General features: G+C 61.5%; 17 protein-coding genes. 5 read left to right on the top strand and 12 right to left on the bottom strand.

Going from position 1 to position 18,180, the window contains the following annotated elements:
- Window positions 1–120 precede the first annotated feature (120 nt).
- From gloB to RLW55_RS07970, 3 genes are all read left to right on the top strand, one after another.
- Window positions 121–891, top strand: coding sequence for a hydroxyacylglutathione hydrolase (gene gloB, locus RLW55_RS07980; RefSeq protein WP_423416070.1), 771 nt, complete (start codon window positions 121–123; stop codon window positions 889–891).
- A 27-nt stretch (window positions 892–918) separates the two neighbouring features.
- A complete protein-coding gene (locus RLW55_RS07975; RefSeq protein ID WP_423416069.1) occupies window positions 919–1,368 on the top strand; it encodes a cupin domain-containing protein in 450 nt (149 codons plus the stop codon).
- A 207-nt stretch (window positions 1,369–1,575) separates the two neighbouring features.
- The gene (locus RLW55_RS07970; protein WP_423416068.1) at window positions 1,576–3,666 is read left to right on the top strand and encodes an NYN domain-containing protein; all 2,091 of its coding nucleotides are present in this window, start codon (window positions 1,576–1,578) and stop codon (window positions 3,664–3,666) included.
- Window positions 3,667–4,027: 361 nt separating this feature from the next.
- Here RLW55_RS07970 and phbB read toward each other — a convergent pair whose 3' ends face one another.
- Window positions 4,028–4,756: an acetoacetyl-CoA reductase gene (gene phbB, locus RLW55_RS07965; RefSeq protein WP_013949680.1), complete on the bottom strand. Its 729-nt coding sequence runs from the start codon at window positions 4,754–4,756 to the stop codon at window positions 4,028–4,030.
- Window positions 4,757–4,846: 90 nt separating this feature from the next.
- Window positions 4,847–6,037, bottom strand: coding sequence for an acetyl-CoA C-acetyltransferase (locus RLW55_RS07960; RefSeq protein ID WP_409561164.1), 1,191 nt, complete (start codon window positions 6,035–6,037; stop codon window positions 4,847–4,849).
- Between the two features lie 278 nt (window positions 6,038–6,315).
- Here RLW55_RS07960 and phaR point away from each other — a divergent pair, with 278 nt between their 5' ends.
- Window positions 6,316–6,957 (top strand): polyhydroxyalkanoate synthesis repressor PhaR, encoded by a 642-nt coding sequence (gene phaR / locus RLW55_RS07955; RefSeq protein WP_409561165.1) that lies wholly within the window; start codon window positions 6,316–6,318, stop codon window positions 6,955–6,957.
- 28 nt (window positions 6,958–6,985) lie between these two features.
- Here the strand turns inward: phaR and RLW55_RS07950 are convergent, their stop codons facing one another.
- The 4 genes from RLW55_RS07950 to mtgA all read right to left on the bottom strand — a co-directional run bounded on the left by RLW55_RS07950 (window position 6,986) and on the right by mtgA (window position 11,079).
- On the bottom strand, window positions 6,986–8,689 hold the full coding sequence (locus RLW55_RS07950; protein ID WP_423416067.1) for an EAL domain-containing protein: 1,704 nt from the start codon (window positions 8,687–8,689) through the stop codon (window positions 6,986–6,988).
- A 256-nt stretch (window positions 8,690–8,945) separates the two neighbouring features.
- Window positions 8,946–9,359 (bottom strand): hypothetical protein, encoded by a 414-nt coding sequence (locus RLW55_RS07945; protein WP_409561167.1) that lies wholly within the window; start codon window positions 9,357–9,359, stop codon window positions 8,946–8,948.
- A 194-nt stretch (window positions 9,360–9,553) separates the two neighbouring features.
- Window positions 9,554–9,739: a 50S ribosomal protein L32 gene (gene rpmF / locus RLW55_RS07940; RefSeq protein WP_013949685.1), complete on the bottom strand. Its 186-nt coding sequence runs from the start codon at window positions 9,737–9,739 to the stop codon at window positions 9,554–9,556.
- Between the two features lie 185 nt (window positions 9,740–9,924).
- Window positions 9,925–11,079: a monofunctional biosynthetic peptidoglycan transglycosylase gene (gene mtgA, locus RLW55_RS07935; RefSeq protein ID WP_423416066.1), complete on the bottom strand. Its 1,155-nt coding sequence runs from the start codon at window positions 11,077–11,079 to the stop codon at window positions 9,925–9,927.
- Between the two features lie 193 nt (window positions 11,080–11,272).
- Between mtgA and RLW55_RS07930 the strand changes: the two genes are divergently transcribed.
- Window positions 11,273–12,178, top strand: a complete 906-nt coding sequence (locus RLW55_RS07930; RefSeq protein WP_423416065.1) for a polyprenyl synthetase family protein — start codon at window positions 11,273–11,275, stop codon at window positions 12,176–12,178.
- A gap of 20 nt (window positions 12,179–12,198) precedes the next feature.
- On the opposite strand, the gene RLW55_RS07925 is transcribed toward RLW55_RS07930, so the two are convergent.
- The 6 genes from RLW55_RS07925 to RLW55_RS07900 form a co-directional block, all read right to left on the bottom strand.
- Entirely contained in the window at window positions 12,199–12,864 is a 666-nt protein-coding gene (locus RLW55_RS07925) for an outer membrane protein (protein WP_013949688.1), read from the bottom strand.
- 199 nt (window positions 12,865–13,063) lie between these two features.
- Complete coding sequence (locus RLW55_RS07920) at window positions 13,064–14,386, bottom strand: flavin-containing monooxygenase (RefSeq protein ID WP_423416064.1); 1,323 nt, start codon at window positions 14,384–14,386, stop codon at window positions 13,064–13,066.
- A gap of 216 nt (window positions 14,387–14,602) precedes the next feature.
- A complete protein-coding gene (gene ispG / locus RLW55_RS07915) occupies window positions 14,603–15,868 on the bottom strand; it encodes a flavodoxin-dependent (E)-4-hydroxy-3-methylbut-2-enyl-diphosphate synthase (protein WP_423416063.1) in 1,266 nt (421 codons plus the stop codon).
- 46 nt (window positions 15,869–15,914) lie between these two features.
- Entirely contained in the window at window positions 15,915–16,718 is an 804-nt protein-coding gene (locus tag RLW55_RS07910) for a metal ABC transporter permease (protein WP_423416062.1), read from the bottom strand.
- A complete protein-coding gene (locus RLW55_RS07905) occupies window positions 16,719–17,465 on the bottom strand; it encodes an ATP-binding cassette domain-containing protein (protein WP_409561171.1) in 747 nt (248 codons plus the stop codon).
- A 163-nt stretch (window positions 17,466–17,628) separates the two neighbouring features.
- A complete protein-coding gene (locus tag RLW55_RS07900) occupies window positions 17,629–18,123 on the bottom strand; it encodes a Fur family transcriptional regulator (protein ID WP_013949693.1) in 495 nt (164 codons plus the stop codon).
- Window positions 18,124–18,180: the final 57 nt, after the last annotated feature.

Raw genomic sequence — 18,180 nt, 5'->3', positions numbered from 1 at the left:
CGGACCCTCTCTAGACGATCCGACCATCGAGAGACAGTCCGGACACGCAACAAACGGATTTTCACTGCGTCGTTTCGCTGCGTTTGACAGGGCGTTCCGAGCCAACCAAAGTCCCCCGCCATGGGAGCCCTTGATATCGTTCTTCTGCCGTGTCTCACGGACAATTACTGCGTCATTCTGCATGAGCCGGAAACCGGTGAAACAGCAGCAATCGACGCGCCGAGCGCGGCTGCCATCAAAGCCGCATTGGCTGAGCGCGGCTGGCGGCTCAATCACCTCTACATCACGCATCATCATACCGACCACACAGGCGGCATCGAAGAGCTGAAAGCTTTCTACGGCATGCCCGTCACGGGGCCGGAGGCCGAGGCCGACCGAATTCCGGGCTTGACGCAAGGCGTCACTGCGAAAAGCGAATTGTCTTTCGCCGGTCATCCGATCCAAGTGCTCGAAACGCCTGGGCATACGCTCGGCCACATCACCTACTATTTCCCCAACGACGGAATTGTCTTCACCGGCGACACGCTGTTCTCGCTCGGTTGCGGCAAGATCTTCGAGGGCGACCCGAGGATGATGTGGGAATCGCTGTCGAAAATTGCAGCCCTTCCCGGCGAGACCAACATCTACTGTGGGCACGAATACACGCTGAACAATGCCCGCTTTGCGCTGACGATCGAACCGGAAAACGAGACACTCAAAGCCAGAGCGGCGGAAGTCGAAGCCTTGCGCGCAAGTGGCAAGCCGACGCTGCCCACGACAATCGGGCTCGAAATGGCAACGAACCCATTCCTCAGGCCGCAATCGCGCCCAATTCAGGCGCGGCTCGGAATGCTCGGTGCTCCCGACTGGGAGGTTTTCTCGCGCATCCGGCAGTTGAAAAATAAGGCCTAGGGCCCGCGCATCCGGGAGAAGACCGCAATGAACCCCGACCTTTCCGGCGATGACGTCATTGCGCTGCTCGAGCTTTCTCCGCATCCCGAGGGCGGGCACTTCCGCGAGACCTTTCGCGACAAGGCCGAGCCGGGAAAGCGCGCGGCATCAACTGCGATCTACTTTCTACTCAAAGTCGGAGAACGTTCGCATTGGCATGCGGTGGACGCAGCCGAAGGCTGGCATTTCTATGCCGGTGCGCCATTGTTGCTCGAAATCTCGCCAACGGGCGGGCCGATCGAAAAGGTCCATCTTGGCAGCAATCTCGCGGACGGCGAGCGGCCACAGGCGATTGTTCCCGCAGGGCATTGGCAACAAGCGCGCAGCCTCGGAAAATGGACGCTCGTCGGCTGCACGGTGGCGCCCGCTTTCACGTTCGAGGGCTTCACGTTGACGGCTCCGGATTTCTCACCCGTGTCGCGTCCATCTGTCGATTAAGCGGCGCAATGGCAACAGCCAAACGCGTTTCAACGATCTCCACACGCCATCCCCAGAGCAATTAGCCTAGCGCGTGGCGCGCTCGACCTCCATCCACGGGTTAATTGTCTCTTTGGTGCAGGAGCGGGCTGCCGCTTCTTGTGGGGGGCCTTCGACTCGTCAAATAGTGACTGCGAATCAAGTTCCGATTCACGGGGGTTGCAGTCCATGAAACGCGAGTCCTTAGGGCCCGTCCTTACAACGGTGTTCGTCGATTACGACAACATCTATCTGTCGCTGAAGCGAAAGAACGAAGATGCTGCAAAGCGCTTCGCCAAAGACAGCGGCGTGTGGCTGCAAGGCATTGTGTCCGGTGAGCTGATCACCGCGACGAACGGATTTGCGTTGTCGGGCGAACGCCGGATCGTGATGAACCGCTGCTACGGCAATCCAGTGCCGCGCCGAAACACGCACGACAATTCGACGGACATGAATTCGTTTCCGTTTATCCGTCACCATTTCCTGCGCTCGGGCTTCGAGGTGATCGACTGCCCGCCGCTGACCGCGCAGCTCAAGAACTCCGCCGACATCCGCATCGTGATGGACGTGCGCGATATTCTCAATCACGACACGTATTTCGACGAGTTCATCATCCTGTCGGGCGACGCGGATTTCACGCCGTTGCTGCATCGCCTGCGTGCGCATGCGCGGCGAACGGTGGTCTTCGCGAACGATCATACGGCGCAGCCCTACACGGCGATCAGCGACGGCGAAATTCGCGAGTCGGATCTCATCGCGCTGCTGACGAGCAACCGGGCCATCTCTGGCGAGACTGCACGGGAAATTCCGGCGCCTGCACCGGCCATCGACGTCGAGGCTGCACGCAAAGCGATCCTGGCTGAGGTCGTTGATTTCGTGCGCAGTGCGCCGCAGGCCGTACCGCTGGAAACGCTTGCGGATCGCGCCGTGCGCATCATCGGTCGCGACAAGACGGTCGGAACGAACTGGGGCAACTATGGATCGTTCCGCGATCTGCTGCTCGCCGACCTGCCGGACGACATCCATTTGAGCGATACACCGCCCTATACGGTGTTCGACGCCAACCGGCATATCTCGGCAACCGGGCTTATTGCTCCGCAGTTGGCCGCACCGGCAGCCGAGCCACAGCCGACGCCGCGCCGCGAGTATGCGCCAGAGCCGGTTCGCGCCGAGCCGTCGCAGGTTCAGGCTCAACCACCGCGGCGCGAATACACGCCGGAACCCTCCCGGATCGAAGCACAGCCGCAACAGCCTCAGCGCCGCGAATACGCACCAGAGCCCGCTCGCATAGAGGCCCAGCCGCAACCGACAGCACTCGCGCCGGCAGCGCGAATTGCAGCGCCTCAGCCGGCTCCTGCACCGGCTCCGGCCTTGCAGCCCACCCCTTATCAGGCGCCCGCGCCGCAGCAGCGCTACATCGACCGGACCTCGGCGCCTCCGGCGCCGCCGATGGCTGCACCACGCCCCGCTCCACAGCAGGCGGCTGCCCCGTTGATGCCGCAGCGGCCGGTGTCGCAAGCTCCGGCACCGACGTACCAGCCCGAGCCGAGGCGGGAGTTGCCGCGTGCTCAGGCTCAGCAGCCAGCACCGCCGCCGCCCGTGACGGCTGCGCCGCGCAATGCCGACCAGGCGACGCAAATCCAGCAGTCCATCGCGCGCATTCACGAAGCGTGTCAGGCCCCGGCGCTGGCGCCTGCCGAATATCGCGTGCTCTTCGACGTCATGTCGCAAGAGATTTCGACGAACGGGCTGCAGGGTGCGCAGACGCTCGTCAACATCACACAGCGGGCGCGCGAGTTCGGCCTCGACATCAAGCGAGACGATCTGCGCTTCATCTACGACGTGGTGAGCGAGAGCGATCCGTGGTTCGAGCAGGGAACGTCAGCGGGCTTGTTTGCAAGCCGCTTCCGGAACTTCGTTGTCGCGCGCTGCCGCAGCCAGGGCCTCAGTCTGTCGGCCGATGAGCTCGATCTGATCGAAGCGTGGTTTTCGGCGCCGCAGCAACAACAGCACGCCCAACCGCAGCAGACCGCACGTCAGCAACAACAGGCTTATGGCGGCGGGCGGCCAGCGGCTCCGGCTCCCCAACAGCCGATGTCCGGGCAGCTTCCGGGGGCGCCGGGGGCCGGCGGCGAGCGCTGGTGGAACGTCGAAGGAAGCCGCCAGAACATGCCCGAGCAGCGTGGCGTCGATCCGCGCGGGGCGAACGCTTACGCTCAGCAGCAGGGCGAAAGCGAAGATGAATTTCCGCGTATCGTGCGTTCCAGGTTTCGCGGCTAACGCCGCGGGCGCGCTTCCGCGACTAACGGCCCGATTTAACTCCGATACAAAAAAAGGCTCTGGCAGGACATCCTGCCAGGGCCTTTTTCGTTTGCGCTCGCTGCAATCAAGTACGTCGGTCGCGCCGACAGGGTCAGTGCTCGGCAATGATCAGCGCACGCTGGAAACTTGGCTGGCTCTCGGCCTGCGCCGGGATGACGGGAAATGGAGCAGCTTTCCCTCAATTCATCCCCGAGTTTGTCAAGATGACGGGGACGACAGCCCTTTGCAAACGATGGCTCTTAAAAATCATGGCCGGGCGCGAAGCCGCCCGGCCATGACGAAGTGATGCGCTCTGAGTATCTTCGGCTGGCTACGAGAATTAGCTCGCGAGGTACTGGCCGCCGTTGGCTGTCAGCGTCGAGCCGGTGATGAAGCCGGCATCGTCGGACGCCAGGAACACGACGCAGCGCGCGATCTCGTTCGGCTCGCCCAAACGGCCGACGGGAATCTGCGGAAGAATGCTTTTCTCCAGGACTTCCTGCGGCACAGCCTTGACCATTTCGGTCGCGATATAACCGGGGCAGATAACATTGACCGTAATGCCCGCGCGGGCGCCTTCCTGAGCGAGCGCCTTGGTGAAGCCGATGTCGCCTGCCTTCGACGCCGAATAGTTCACTTGGCCCATTTGGCCTTTCTGGCCGTTGATGGACGAAATGTTGATGACGCGGCCGAACTTGCGCGCGCGCATGCCTTCCCAGACCTGACGCGTGACGTTGAAAAGACCGTTCAGGTTGGTGCCGATGACGTCGTCCCACTGCTGCTTCGTCATTTTGTGGAACATGACGTCACGCGTGATGCCAGCGTTGTTCACGAGCACGTCGATGGGGCCGACATCTTTCGCGATCTGCGCGACGGCCTTCTCCGTTGCTTCGTAGTTGCCGACATCGAACTTGTAGACGGGAATGCCGGTTTCGATCTGAAAGGCTTGTGCAGCCTGATCGTTACCAGCATAGCTCGCTGCCACCCGATAACCGGCGCTCTTCAGAGCGATCGAAATCGCGTGGCCAATGCCGCGCGTGCCTCCCGTGACGAGGGCAACCCGTGCCATAGCAGTCTCTCCCTAGATTTTCTGATTGTGGGTGTCGATGGAAACGCAGCCGCTTGAACACAAGCGGCTGCGCGATGGATTTGATCAGGCTTAGTCGCGGGCGACGCACATGGCGACGCCCATGCCACCGCCGATGCACAGCGTGGCGAGACCCTTCTTGGCATCGCGGCGCTGCATCTCATAGACGAGCGTGTTCAGGATGCGCGCACCCGAAGCGCCGATCGGATGGCCGATGGCAATTGCGCCGCCGTTGACGTTGACCTTGTCGGTATCCCAGCCAAGGCCCTTGTTCACGGCAATCGCCTGCGCTGCGAACGCTTCGTTGGCTTCGATCAGGTCGAGATCGTTGATCGACCAACCGGCCTTCTCCAGTGCCTTCTTCGACGCCGAGATCGGGCCGGTGCCCATGATCGACGGATCGACACCGGTCGTCGCCCACGAGACGATGCGAGCGAGCGGCTTGATCCCGCGCTTCTTCGCTTCCTCGGCGCTCATCAGCACGACGACCGCAGCACCGTCGTTGATGCCGGACGCGTTGGCGGCGGTGACGGTTCCCTCTTTCGGATCGAAGGCCGGACGCAGCTTGGCGACGCTATCGTAGGTGACGCCGTCCTTGATGTATTCGTCCTGCTCGACGACCGTGTCGCCCTTGCGGCCCTTAATGGTGACGGGGATGATCTCGTCCTTGAACTTGCCGGCCTTGCGCGCGGCTTCAGCTTTGTTCTGCGATGCGACGGCGAATTTGTCCTGCTCTTCACGCGTAATCTGCCACTGGCGCGCGACGTTCTCGGCCGTCGTGCCCATGTGATAGTTGTTGAAGGCGTCCCAGAGGCCGTCCTTCACCATCGTGTCGATCAATTTCATGTCGCCCATCTTGGTGCCGTCGCGCATGTGCGCAGCGTGGGTCGACTGGCTCATGCTTTCCTGACCGCCCGCGACGACGATCGACGCTGCGCCGGTCTGGATCTGCTGCATGCCGAGAGCGACGGCGCGCAGGCCCGAGCCGCAAATCTGATTGATGCCCCAAGCCGGGGAATCAACCGGGATGCCGGCGCCAACCGACGCCTGACGCGCCGGGCCCTGGCCCTGAGCGGCGGTCAAAACCTGACCGAGGATCACTTCGGAAACGTCGCCCGCCGGCACGTTCGCGCGCTGGAGCGCGGCTTTGATAGCAATTTCTCCAAGCTTCGACGCCGGCAGCGAGGCCAGCGCTCCGTTGAAGGAACCGACGGGTGTACGCGCGGCACCCGCAATAACGATCGTCGAAGCGTCTTGGCTCATTTGCGGCCCCTCCCTGGGCAGAGTAATCTTTTTCGTGAAGATTTATCGAAAGCCTTGCTGCTGCGCCAGTTTTTACGGCGTCAACCTGAAGACGAAAACAGTTTGCAGTGAGCGGCCATATTCAGCAATTGCGACCTCTTGCCTAGACTGCCCAATTGCGCTGGCTCAGGCCCGCCCAAAGGAGTGACAGAAACGTCTGGCGAAGGGCCCCCAGGGTGTGGTACGCTGCCGCAGTGCAGCAACCCGCTGATAAGCCGTCGATAGAGAACGCGAACGCGATGTTGACCAACCCAGATCCTCAAACGCAGGCGCCTAAAAAAGAAGCGGTCGTTATTAAGAAGTACGCCAACAGGCGGCTCTATAACACCGAGACGAGCACCTACGTGACGCTCGAAGATCTCGCGAAGATGGTTCGCGGCGATCGGGACTTCGTTGTTTACGATGCCAAGAACGGCGATGATCTGACTCACGCCGTTCTGACGCAGATCATCGTTGAGCAGGAAAGCCGCGAAGGCGGACAGGCGTTGCTGCCGATTCCGTTCCTCCGCCAGCTCATTCGTTTTTACGACGATAGCATCGCGCGGATGGTGCCGAGCTACCTGCAGTTCAGCCTCGAGCATCTGGTGAAAGAGCAATCGCGGTTCCGCGAGCAGTTCGCATCGGCGTTTTCCAATCCGGCCGCGGCCTTCGAGTTCTATCAGCAGCAGGCTCGCCAAAACATGGCGATGTTCGAGCAGGCCATGTCGATGTGGGCGTCGTTCGGGTCGCCCGGCAGCGGCAAGCCTGGCGAAGGTCAGCCGTCTTCCGCACCAGCCGCGACGACGGAATCTCCTGGAGACCGCAACGAGCTCGACGAACTCAAGTCGCAGCTTTCAGCCATGCAGCAGAAGATAGAGAAGCTCTCGCAGTCGCGTCCCTAAGCGACTGCGATAATGCGCGGCGAGACCGTCAGGCGGCTTCGACGTAGTCGGTGCTGTCGAATGGCATGCCGTAATAATAACCCTGCATGTAGGTTATTCCGGCGCTCTTCAGAAAACGGGCAGAGCGCTCGTCTCCCACCCACTCGGCAACCGTCTCCATACCGAACGTGTTAGCGAGTTCGATCATCGTCTTGACGAAGATCTGATCGCTGGTGTCGTCGGCAAGGTTTTTGACGAAGGCGCCGTCGATCTTGACCATGTCGACGTTGAGCCGCTTCAAATTCTTAAATGACGTGTAACCGGCGCCGAAATCGTCGATGGCGACGCGGCAGCCCAACTCGTTCAACGTATCGACGAAATTCACCGATTGATCGAGTTCTTCAAGGGCAACGGTTTCGGTGATCTCGACGATCATCCGCGGCAACACGTCGGGGCGATCTCGGGTCAGACGGCGCAGCGCCGTCACCCATTCGAGATCGGAACAGGTCAGGCCGGAGACATTCACGGACAGCGTCAGTTCGCGGTGCCGCTTCAGCAGATCAACCGTCAGCTCCAATGTCCGGCGGTCGATCAGACGCGAGAGCCCGAGATGCTCGGCGATCGGCACGAATTCGCCGGCCGAGACGAGGCTGCCATCGGGACGCTCCATGCGCAGCAATGCTTCGTAGATTTCGGCCTTACCGGTTTTCGTCGAAATCATCGGCTGCAGGACGAGACGCATGCGGTTGTCGTCGAGCGCGGCAATGACGCCCTCGGCGATCGATTTGTTCCGCATGCGGTTGCCTTCGGCCGACGGCGACGGCTCGTGCGCGATAAAGCAATCGAAGCGTTTCGATTTGGCGACATCGAGGGCGCGCAGCGCGAAGTTCACCGTGTCCTGCACCGACTTCGCTTGGTCGGGGATGATGACGCCGCCCAGAGAGATCGTCGCCGACAATTGGGCGACCGAGGTTTTGATCGTGGTCTCGCGAACGGCTTTGATGAAGCGGTCGGCGGCAATGCGAAGCGCGCCTTGTCCGCAGCCGAGCATAATGATCCCGAACTTGTTGGACGAATACCGCCCGATGACGTCGCCGCCGCGCAGCTTTTCGCGAATACGGCGGCCAACCTCGGCGATGACCTGGTCGCCGATCTCGATACCGAACGTTTCGTTGATAACGGCCAGATTGTTGACCGAGATCATCAGGAACGCGCACGGCTGATAGTGCCGCTCGGCGCGGGCGAGGATAGCACCCAATGCTTCGGTCAGGCGCGTGCGGTTGAGCTGACCAGTCAATTCGTCGAGATCATCGCGAACGAGCCGGCGCTGCTGTTCGAGGTATTCCTCGGAGATGACGCGAATGACGCCACGCGCACGCGCCGCGTGGCCGTCGGCGCCCGGCCACCAGCGGCCCTGATCTTCCACGCGGATCTCATGTTCGCTACGCTGGCCGTTTGGACGCAGCCGGTATTGCAGACGGTAGGGCACGCCGCGTACGCGGTCGGCGCCGACGCTGCGTGACAAAGCTTCCAGGCGGGAATTCAGATGCTCGGGTGCAATCAGAGCGTGATAGGCGGCACCCGTGGCGATCTTGCTCATGTCTCTGACGCCGAGGATGTCAGACGCATTGCTTTCCCACTCGACGCGGCCGGTGGTCAGATCCCAGACGTAGGCCGTCTCCTCGATCGACGACAGGATGCCGACGAGATCGAGCCCCTCCGTTTCGGTCAACGTATCCGGCACATCGGACATCGATTGCGCCCGAGCGTCTGAGGTCAGGCCGGCAGGATATTCATCTGGACTCGGCGCGGAAACCACGGCGTGTTCTCGGTTTACTCACAGCAGGCCTTCCAACTTTCGTCGAAGATGGAAGGTGCCGAAACGATCGGGAAATTATTCCGGTTTCGTTAATGAGCCGTGAACACCTGGCCGCCATTGGCGCGCGGCAGACCGAAGGCGGGTGCATGGGCCGCCTTCCGTACCGCCGTCATCGTCGGATTGCTAAAACTTAGTGGTCGGCGCCGATGTTGAGATCGCGGCGAGCGACGCGGATGCCGATCGTGTAACCGCCGATCACGTCGATCAGTGTTGCGACGAGGATCAGGAAGAACACCGACGTCGCGGCCTGGGCAACGAGCAGGAATTCCGCACCGACGGCCATAAAGACGATCATCGACAAAGCATGATCGATCAACGTCGAGGTGGTCGTGAAGGTGGACTTCACGATCTCGATGAAAAGCAGGATGAGCGTCACGAGCAGGATGAGGTCACCCCAACCGAATTTCCAATCGCCGCCGCTCAGGAGATGGATCCGGAAAATGTAGTGATTGGGATCCGTCAGAACTTCGGGTCCCATCGTCATTACGACCGCGTTGTAAAGGAGGAAGGCGAGAACCAAGAGCGGAAGGGCTCTGATCGACATGAAGCTCTCCTGAGATTTCAATCACCCCGTGGCCAGCTCGCTCAGACCGGACTTTGCAAGCCAGACTCTCGGGCGCGGCCGGGGTTTATAGGCACGCTCCGCCTCGTTTGCCAAGCGACGGTGGCCGGCGCAAGGCAACGCACGCCGGAACCTCGGCTCCGGCGCTACACAACCCTTTTCGTCGCTGAAACGACTTACTCTTCGTTGGCTGGCGGCAGAATCTGGCGGCCGCGGTACTTGCCCGACTTGAGGTCGATGTGGTGCGGACGGCGGCGTTCGCCGCTATCCTTGTCTTCCACGTAAGCCCGGGCGGTCAGGGCGTCGTGCGAACGGCGCTGCCCCCGCTTCATCGGGGACGTTTTTTTGCGTGGAACTGCCATCAGTGTTGCTCCAAAAGTGACATCCCACCCCACAAATGCGGGCGGGCCGCCGAACATGCGGCGGAAATGCCGAACGTCTTAATTGCTGGATGAACCGGCGGCGCCTTGTTTTGGGCGCGCTCAGTACCTCGGGCGGGGCTTATACGCAAGTTAGAGGAGAAAAGCCAGTCCCCTGCGAAGCCATCTTAATAGGGCCTTCTGGGCAGGACGCAAGCGAACTGGCCCGATGGGGCGAGCCGCATCCGGACTTGGATTGCATTGGCAAGGCGCTGAAGCCCCGGCCCCGGCCGGCCGGCGTTTCGCTCCAATGGGTTAGGCAGCGACACGGCCAAGCGTGCCGCGTCCCGGACCGACAGGCTTCGGGCTGGCTTATCGAAATGATGTTCGGCCGCCGCGCCGATGCCGAAAATGCCCGGCCCCCACTGGGCGATATTGAGGTAAATTTCCATGATCCGGCGCTTCGACCAGATCACCTCCGTTAGATAGGTCAGCGGCAGCTCGATGGCCTTGCGGACGTAACTCTTGGACGGCCACAGAAACAGGTTTTTCACGACCTGCATCGATATCGTGCTGCCGCCCCGCGCGCGGCCATCGGTGTTCTCGATGGCTTCCTCGATGGCTTCGAGATCGACCCCAGGATGCTGGCAGAAGCGCGCGTCTTCACTGAGTATGACGGCACGAACGATGTTCGGCGATATCTGACCGAACGGCACCCATTCCTGGACCACGGGCTGGCCGGTGAGCCAATGCTGCAGCATCAGCATCGAGGCCGGTGGATTGACGAAACGATAAGCCACGATCAGCGCCAGAATGAGCGCCAGCCAGCCAATGGCAATCCAGACCAGTAGCTTCAATCCGCGCTTCAAGAGCCCCCAAATGCTTCCAGAAGGCTGTGGAGGCCGCTCTACGGCGGTGGGGGGCTCTATTCCCGCGTCGTCTGCCCTTAGCGGTTCGGAGCGCGTCGCCGTGTCGATGCGAAGGCCGCCCGAAGCTGCCTGAGGGGGCGTCAGGAAATGCGGCTCGAACATGCGCTGCGGGATCATATGGCCGAGATCGGTGCTCGCGGCAGCTGTGGGCGACGGCAGCACGAGTTCGGCGATATCGAGGGGCTTGTGGGGCTTGATTTCGCGGAGCGCCTCCGCGGCCGCCGCTTCGATTGCCGAGAGCGATCGTGACGAGGCTTCAGCGTCAATCTCGGAAAAGATAGCGTCTGCCGAGAGCGTGCCAGCCGCAGCATGCGCATGGCTGCCTGCAGGCATCGCGGGAGCAGGCGCGGGCGATGTGCTCGGCTCAGGCTGAAAGGCGCGCGCAGGCAGTGGCCGCGGCGGCTGCAGCGACATTTCGGCCTCCGCCGGCCGGGAGGGAGCCCTTTGCGGCACGTTCATAGGCGGCGCGGCAGATAACCCCGATGTCTCGTCCGGCCGATCCATGCTTTGCTTCAATCGATCACGTTGTGCTAACCGCGTGCCACATATCGCCGAACCATGGCCATGTTTGAGCAGTGGTCGGATTCTCGGGGGAGAGCATAAGGCAGTGTCACAGTTTCTTGTCCAGCTTGGCAACTCCGCAACAGTCGTCGAAGCCTATTTAACCTCTGCTCTCGCCCGACAGGAAAGCGAGGGCACCCCTGCACGCCTCGCCGATGCTATCCGCCATGCCGTCCTGGGCGGCGGCAAACGCTTCCGGCCCTTCCTGGTTTTCCACAGCGCTGCGCTATTCGGCGCGACCGAGGAAGCGGCACTTCCCGCGGCAGGGGCCATCGAATGCATCCATTGCTATTCTCTAGTGCACGACGATCTGCCGTCGATGGACAACGACGAGCTTCGGCGCGGCCGCCCGACGGTGTGGAAGGCGTACGACGACTGGACCGCAATTCTCGTTGGCGATGCGCTGCAGGCATTTGCTTTTGAGCTGGTTGGGCGGCCGGAGAGCAACAGCAATCCGAGTATCAGAGCCGATCTCGTGCACATTCTTGCCGTCGCCTCAGGCGCGGTCGGCATGGTCGGCGGCCAGCAGCTTGATCTCGAAGCGGGGAAACTCAGCAATCAGCCGACGCCGACGATCGAAAGCATCATGCGATTGCAGGCGATGAAGACCGGCGCGCTGATTACGGCGGCGTGCGAGATGGGTGCCGTCGTCGGTGGTGCGAAGCCGGAGGAACGCGCGGCGCTGAAGACCTATGGCGAGCACCTGGGTGCTGCGTTCCAGATCAGCGACGATCTGCTCGATGCGGAAGGCTCAAGCGCCGATACGGGCAAAGCTACCGGCAAGGATGCCGCCGCCGGTAAAGCAACGCTTATCGGCATGCTCGGAATCAAAGAGGCGCGTAGCCACCTCGACCGCTCGATCGCGGCGGCTATCGCAGCCCTCAACGTGTTCGGAGAAAAGGCAGAACCTCTCGCCAACGCTGCGCGGCTGATGGGCCGCCGCGACAGCTAGCGAGAGGCGAGATCGGCGCGTTACCAGAACTTGTAGTTCAAGCCGACGCGAACGGTCTGGAAGTCGTTGTTGATGCGATCGCCGCTCGAGAGCGTATCGTCGCCGAAGCCCATGTAGAGATACTCGGCCTTCATGCTCCAGTTCGGAGCAAACGCCCACTCGACACCGCCACCGGCTGCATAGCCAGCCTTGGTGTCGTTGTCGCGGAAGTTTCCGATGCCTGCGAGGTTGACGTTGGTATCGAAGTCCGCAACGGCGAGACCGGCCGTGCCATAAACCAGGAACGGTCCGCTCGCGTATCCGAGACGTCCGCGCACGGTCGAAAACCAGTTCACACTGCTATGCGCCGTGTCACCGAACTGATCGAACGCGCTGCCGCTGATATCCGCGCCCTGGAAATCGCCTTCAAAGCCGAAGACGAAATTGCCACGCTGCCAGTTATAGCCGATCTGACCACCGCCAAAGCCGCCTTCGGGCTTCGTGAAAGTCGAGTTCGACCAGCCGTAGCCGCCGTTGATACCGATGTAAGCGCCCTGCCAGATCGAAGGCTCACTGTACTGAACAACTGGAGCCGCAGGCGGATTGTATGGCTGGTAAGGACCGAGATCGGCTGCCCAAGCGCTTCCGCTTGCAGTCAACGCGAGCACAGCTCCGCCCAGGAGGGACTTAGCGATTTGCGATTTCATTTTTAGAACCCCGTCACAGTAGGCCCAGCGGCCCAATCGTACGCACTAACGCCAACAACCCATTTGGGGTTCCAGTTGGACAATTTCGATGCGCAAACCGATACGCTGGTATGCATCAACTAGCGGCCACGAGTGGCCTAGGTATTTCTGAAATGCCCTATTAACGGGTGGATACTAATAACGCGTTGATTAAACGCAATTAGACTCGCGCCGCTAATCCACTTTTATCTGCATTGATCTTTTCTTTACGAGCCATCCGCTTATCCCGCAGTTTAAGAAGCGGTAATATCCAGTGTGCGAGCCTAATTTCGCGCCGGGATTTCTCGGGATCGACGAGATGGGACGTCGGCAGTTTCTGCGTGAATGAACTCTCCATGAGTGTACCCAGCGGAAGCTGAAGCTCGTCCTGTAAGGCGATCATACGTGCATAAAGTTCAGAGAGCGGCGTGATCAATCGACCGAAACCGTTGCGCGCCTGCGCCCAGCCGACGAGATAAAGACCGCGCAATCCTGGCGGAAATGCGCCGCCGTAAACTTGCACGACGTTATTCTTCACATCGACGAGGCCTTCGGGCAGAAACGGGAACGTGGTGTTGAAGCCCGTTGCCGCAACGATCATGTCGTAGGTGCCGGTCGTGCCATCGACGAATGTGACCGTGTCGCCATCGACGTGATCGATAGCCGGACGCGGCTTCACGCGACCCAAGCGAATGGCATTCAACAGATCCGTTCCGAACGCGGGATGACGCTCGAAAATTTTGTGTTTGGGCTGCTGCAAACCGTAACGACGATAGTCGCCGATGCTGATGGCGATGATCGATTTCAAGATCGCGCGCTGCAGGAAGATCGGCAGGCCCCAGATCGGAAGGTCCGTCAGCGGACGACCGAGAAACGTTTTGGGCAAATACCAATAACCTGACTGCAAACTGATATCGCACGATTTGCCGAAGCGCCCCGCATCGACAGCCATATCGACACCAGAGTTGCCGCCGCCGATGACAAGCACACGCTTGTCGTCGAACTGGTGCGGAGCGACATAATCTTTCGAGTGCAGCAGCTCGCCCGTGTAAGTGCCCTGGAACGTTGGATAGCGCTTATCCCAATGGTGGCCGTTGCAGACGATGACGCCCTTGTACGTCCGCTCCTCACCGTCGGCGAACTTCACGGTCCAGTGTCCGGCGTCGTCGGGCGCAGCGTGCACGACCTGCTTGTTGAATTCGGCGTTGGCGTAAAGCCCGCGGTCCTTCGCGAAATCGGTCAGATAGCTGAGCATCTGGTCGGCCGACGGAAAATCCGGAAAATCATCCGGCATCGGGTAGTCGGTATATTCCGTCGCCTTTTTGGACGAAACGATGTGCGCATTGCGATAAACGCCGTGCAGCCAGTTGCCGCCCACGCCTGGCGCGGCGTCGATCAGATCGAAGGGGATGCCGCGGTGCTTCAAGGCCGCGGCCATCGCCAAACCCACTGGGCCTGCGCCAACGATGATGTGACGCTCGAGCGTGCTTATACCTTCGCTCATTCTCTGAAATATCCTTGATGGCGGATGCTCATGCATCCATCAGCAACGCGTCCGCAAGGCGGAGGGTCCCTGGGAAGCGGTCGTAATCGTCCGCTTCGATACATCATTGACCGACCGCAATGCGAGCGCAGCAACGTCGCAAACGCCGCACTTAGGCGGCGATTTTCCAAGAATTACTTAAGAAATAGCCGCTTTCTTGCTTAATCAGAAGGGCAGCTATTCGGCAGCCTCTCCACCGGCAACGGCGCCCGCGCCGAAGCGGCGGGAAATATAGTCCTCGACGATGGCCTTGAAATCTCCGGCGATATTGGGACCGCGGAGCGTCATGGCCTTTTTTCCGTCGATGAATACTGGGGCGGCGGGACTTTCTCCCGTGCCCGGCAGGGAGATGCCGACGTCGGCGTGCTTGCTCTCGCCGGGACCGTTCACGATGCAGCCCATCACGGCGAAGTTCAGCGTTTCGACGCCGGGATACTGCGTCTTCCAGTCGGGCATACGATCGCGGATCATATCCTGGATGTCGCGCGCCAGTTCCTGGAATACGGTCGATGTCGTGCGGCCGCAGCCGGGGCATGCCGCGACAACCGGCACAAACGAGCGCAGACCCATCGTCTGCAGCAGCTCCTGCGCGGCGCGGACTTCCTGTGTACGGTCGCCGCCGGGCTCGGGCGTCAGCGAGAAGCGGATGGTATCGCCGATGCCTTGCTGCAAGAGAATGCCCAGCGCAGCGGAAGACGCAACGATGCCCTTCGAGCCCATGCCTGCTTCCGTCAGCCCGAGGTGCAGCGCGTAGCGGCAGCGGTCGGCGAGCATGGCGTAGACGGCCAAGAGATCCTGGATCGAGGAGACCTTGCCGGAAACGATGATCTTGTTGGCGTTAAGGCCCATTTCCTCGGCACGCTGCGCCGACATCAGCGCCGACTGCACCATGGCTTCGTGCATGACGCTGCGTGCGGGTTTCGGCTCGGCGGACTTGGCGTTCTCGTCCATCAAATGCGTCAGCAGCTCAGCGTCGAGCGAGCCCCAGTTGACGCCGATGCGGACCGGCTTGTTGTACGTCATCGCCATGTCGATGATGGCGCCGAACTGCTTGTCTTTCTTGTCCTTGAAGCCGACGTTGCCGGGATTGATGCGGTACTTGTCGAGGGCTTCGGCGCAGTCCGGATTTTCGCCCAGAAGCTTGTGGCCGATATAATGGAAATCACCCACGAGCGGAACGTTGACGCCGCGCTTGCGCAGCTGATCGCGAATGTGCGGGACGGCTTTGGCGGCTTCGTCGCGATCGACCGTGATGCGGACAAGCTCCGAACCAGCGCGCGCCAAGTCTGCGACCTGCTTCACCGTGGAGGCGACGTCCGCCGTATCGGTGTTGGTCATCGATTGCACGACGACCGGCGCTCCGCCGCCGACCTGCACGCCGCCGACCGCGACCGCTGTGGTCTTGTGGCGCGGTTTCATCGTGATGCTGTCGCTATGCAACATCGAATTGCCTTTCCCGTCCCTGGTCCCGTCCCTGGGGCCCCGAGTTCTAGCGCCCTCTCGCGCTTCCCGCCAGAAGTGATATGGCCGCGATTGTGCACAGCGCTATGACGATTGAAGGGCCGCCGGGAACGTCGCTCGACAATGACAGCCAAAGCCCGAGGATTACGCCGAAAATCGCGATTGCGGCGGCCAGGACGGCCATCCGCTCCGGGGTTGTGGATAGTGGCCGGGCGGCCACGGCCGGAACGACAAGAAACGCCATGACGAGCAGAACGCCGACGATTTTCATGGCGACCGCTATGACGATGGCCAGCAAGAGGTCGAAGGCAGCGCGGGAGACGCGCGGGTTGATGCCCTCGGCGGTCGCGAGGTCCTCGTGCAGCGACAGGCGGACGAGCGGCTTCCATAGATAGAGCGTTACGGCCATGACGGCGGCCCCGCCGACGTAAATCCAGACGAGGTCGCCGGACGTGACCGCGAAGACGTCGCCGAAGAGGTAGCTCATCAGGTCGATGCCCGGACCCTTGACGAGCGAGATCGCGGCGATGCCGAGCGCCAGCGTCGCGTGGTGCGTCAGGCCGAGCGCGGAATCGAGCGGCACCGTTTTCTGCCGTCCGAGCAGCGTCAGCACGCCCGCAGCGGCGACTGCGGCGATGACGACGGCGAGCGTCAGATTGATGTTGGCGGCGAGCCCCAGCGCCACGCCGAGCAAGCTCGCCTGCGATAGCGTTTCACCGACATAGGACATGCGCCGCCAGACGACGATGCAGCCGAGCGGCGCCGCGATGACAGCCAAGCCGACTGCCGCGAAGAAGGCGCGCCAAATGAAAGGATCAAGTCCAACGATCACTCAGGTGCCTCGCCCCGGCATTGGCGTTTGCGTCGCCGGTTCGATGAGCGGCTCGGTTTCGCCGGTCAAGCCATGCTGATGATCGTGGTGGTGGCGATAGACACCGAGCGCTGTTGCGGCGTGCGGTCCGAAGATGCGGACGTATGACGCGTGTTGGGACACATCCTCGGGTTTGCCGGAACAGCAGACGTGGCCGTTGAGGCAAATGACGCGATCGCTCTTCGCCATGACGACATGGAGATCGTGCGAGACGAGCAGGACGCCAAGATTGTGGCGGTCGCGCAAGCTGCCGATCATGTCGTAGAGGTCGGCTTCACCGGTAAAATCGACGCCGCTCGCCGGTTCATCGAGGATGAGAAGATCGGGACGGCGCAGCAGCGCGCGAGCGATCAGAACGCGTTGTGTTTCGCCGCCGGACAGCTTCGAAAGCTGCTGAGTGAGTGTGCGAGCGGCGCCCGTTTCTTCCAAGGCGCGCATGATCTCGTCGGTCGTGACGTTCGCACCAAGCGCCAGGAACGAGGCGACTGTCATCGGGATTGTGGAATCAACATCGAAGCGTTGCGGGACGTAGCCGATGCGGGTTGAAGCCGCCTTCTCGATGTGTCCGCGGGTCGGCCGTTCGATGCCGAGAAGAAGGCGGACGAGTGTCGTTTTGCCCGCGCCGTTCGGCCCGATCAGCGTGACGATCTCGCCGCGGTGAACATCGAGGTCGATATTCCAGAGCACCTCGCGGCTGCCGCGGGTCATCGCCAGGCCGCGTGCCGAGATCAACGCAGTCGTATCGAAGGGTCGAGCCTTTTCCTGTAAAGGCGCGTGCTCGTGATGGTGGCCGCAACTACACGCTGCGGCCTCCTCCGTGAGGGCCTTCCCTCGTGCGTCGTCCAAAGCTGACAAAACGGCAGTCTCCGTGTCAGGCCGTGCGGCGGGCGGCGGCGCATTCGCGGCACGTGCCCGAGACTTCGACGAAGCGGACGCGGGTCTCAAATTCGGTGTTGGCCGCAGCCGTGTCGATGGCGCGGAAGATCTCGTCGCCGTCGACCTCTTGCACGGCGCCGCACTTTTCGCAGCTCAGAAAGATCGGCGGCCGGCCGGTGCGCGGCTTGTCCATGCGCCGGCAGGCGAAATAAGCGTTTTTGCTTTCAAGCCGATGGACGACGCCCGCTTCAAGCAGCGCATCAAGGGCGCGGTACACCGAGATCGGGGCGAGGCGCGTGCCCTTCTTGGCCAGCCGGTCGAGGACCTCGTAAGCACCGACGCTGGCCTGGGTCGAGGCGATCTCCTCGAAAACCTTACGGCGAAGGTCGGTGAACCGGATATTCTTTTCAGCGAAAATCGCGGTCGCCTGCTCAAGAGATGTCTTCAAGCGGTCCCTTGCCCTCTGCTCGTCGGCTGCGTTCGCTATCATGGTCATCCTCTGGAGCCCGGCCGAAGGGCAAACCGTGGAACTGATGCCTCTCCGGAC

It is taken from the genome of Hyphomicrobium sp. B1, from assembly GCF_049532635.1.
Classification (GTDB): domain Bacteria; phylum Pseudomonadota; class Alphaproteobacteria; order Rhizobiales; family Hyphomicrobiaceae; genus Hyphomicrobium_B.
Note: the sequence above shows the minus strand (reverse complement) of the source record. Positions and strands in the feature narration are given on the sequence as shown.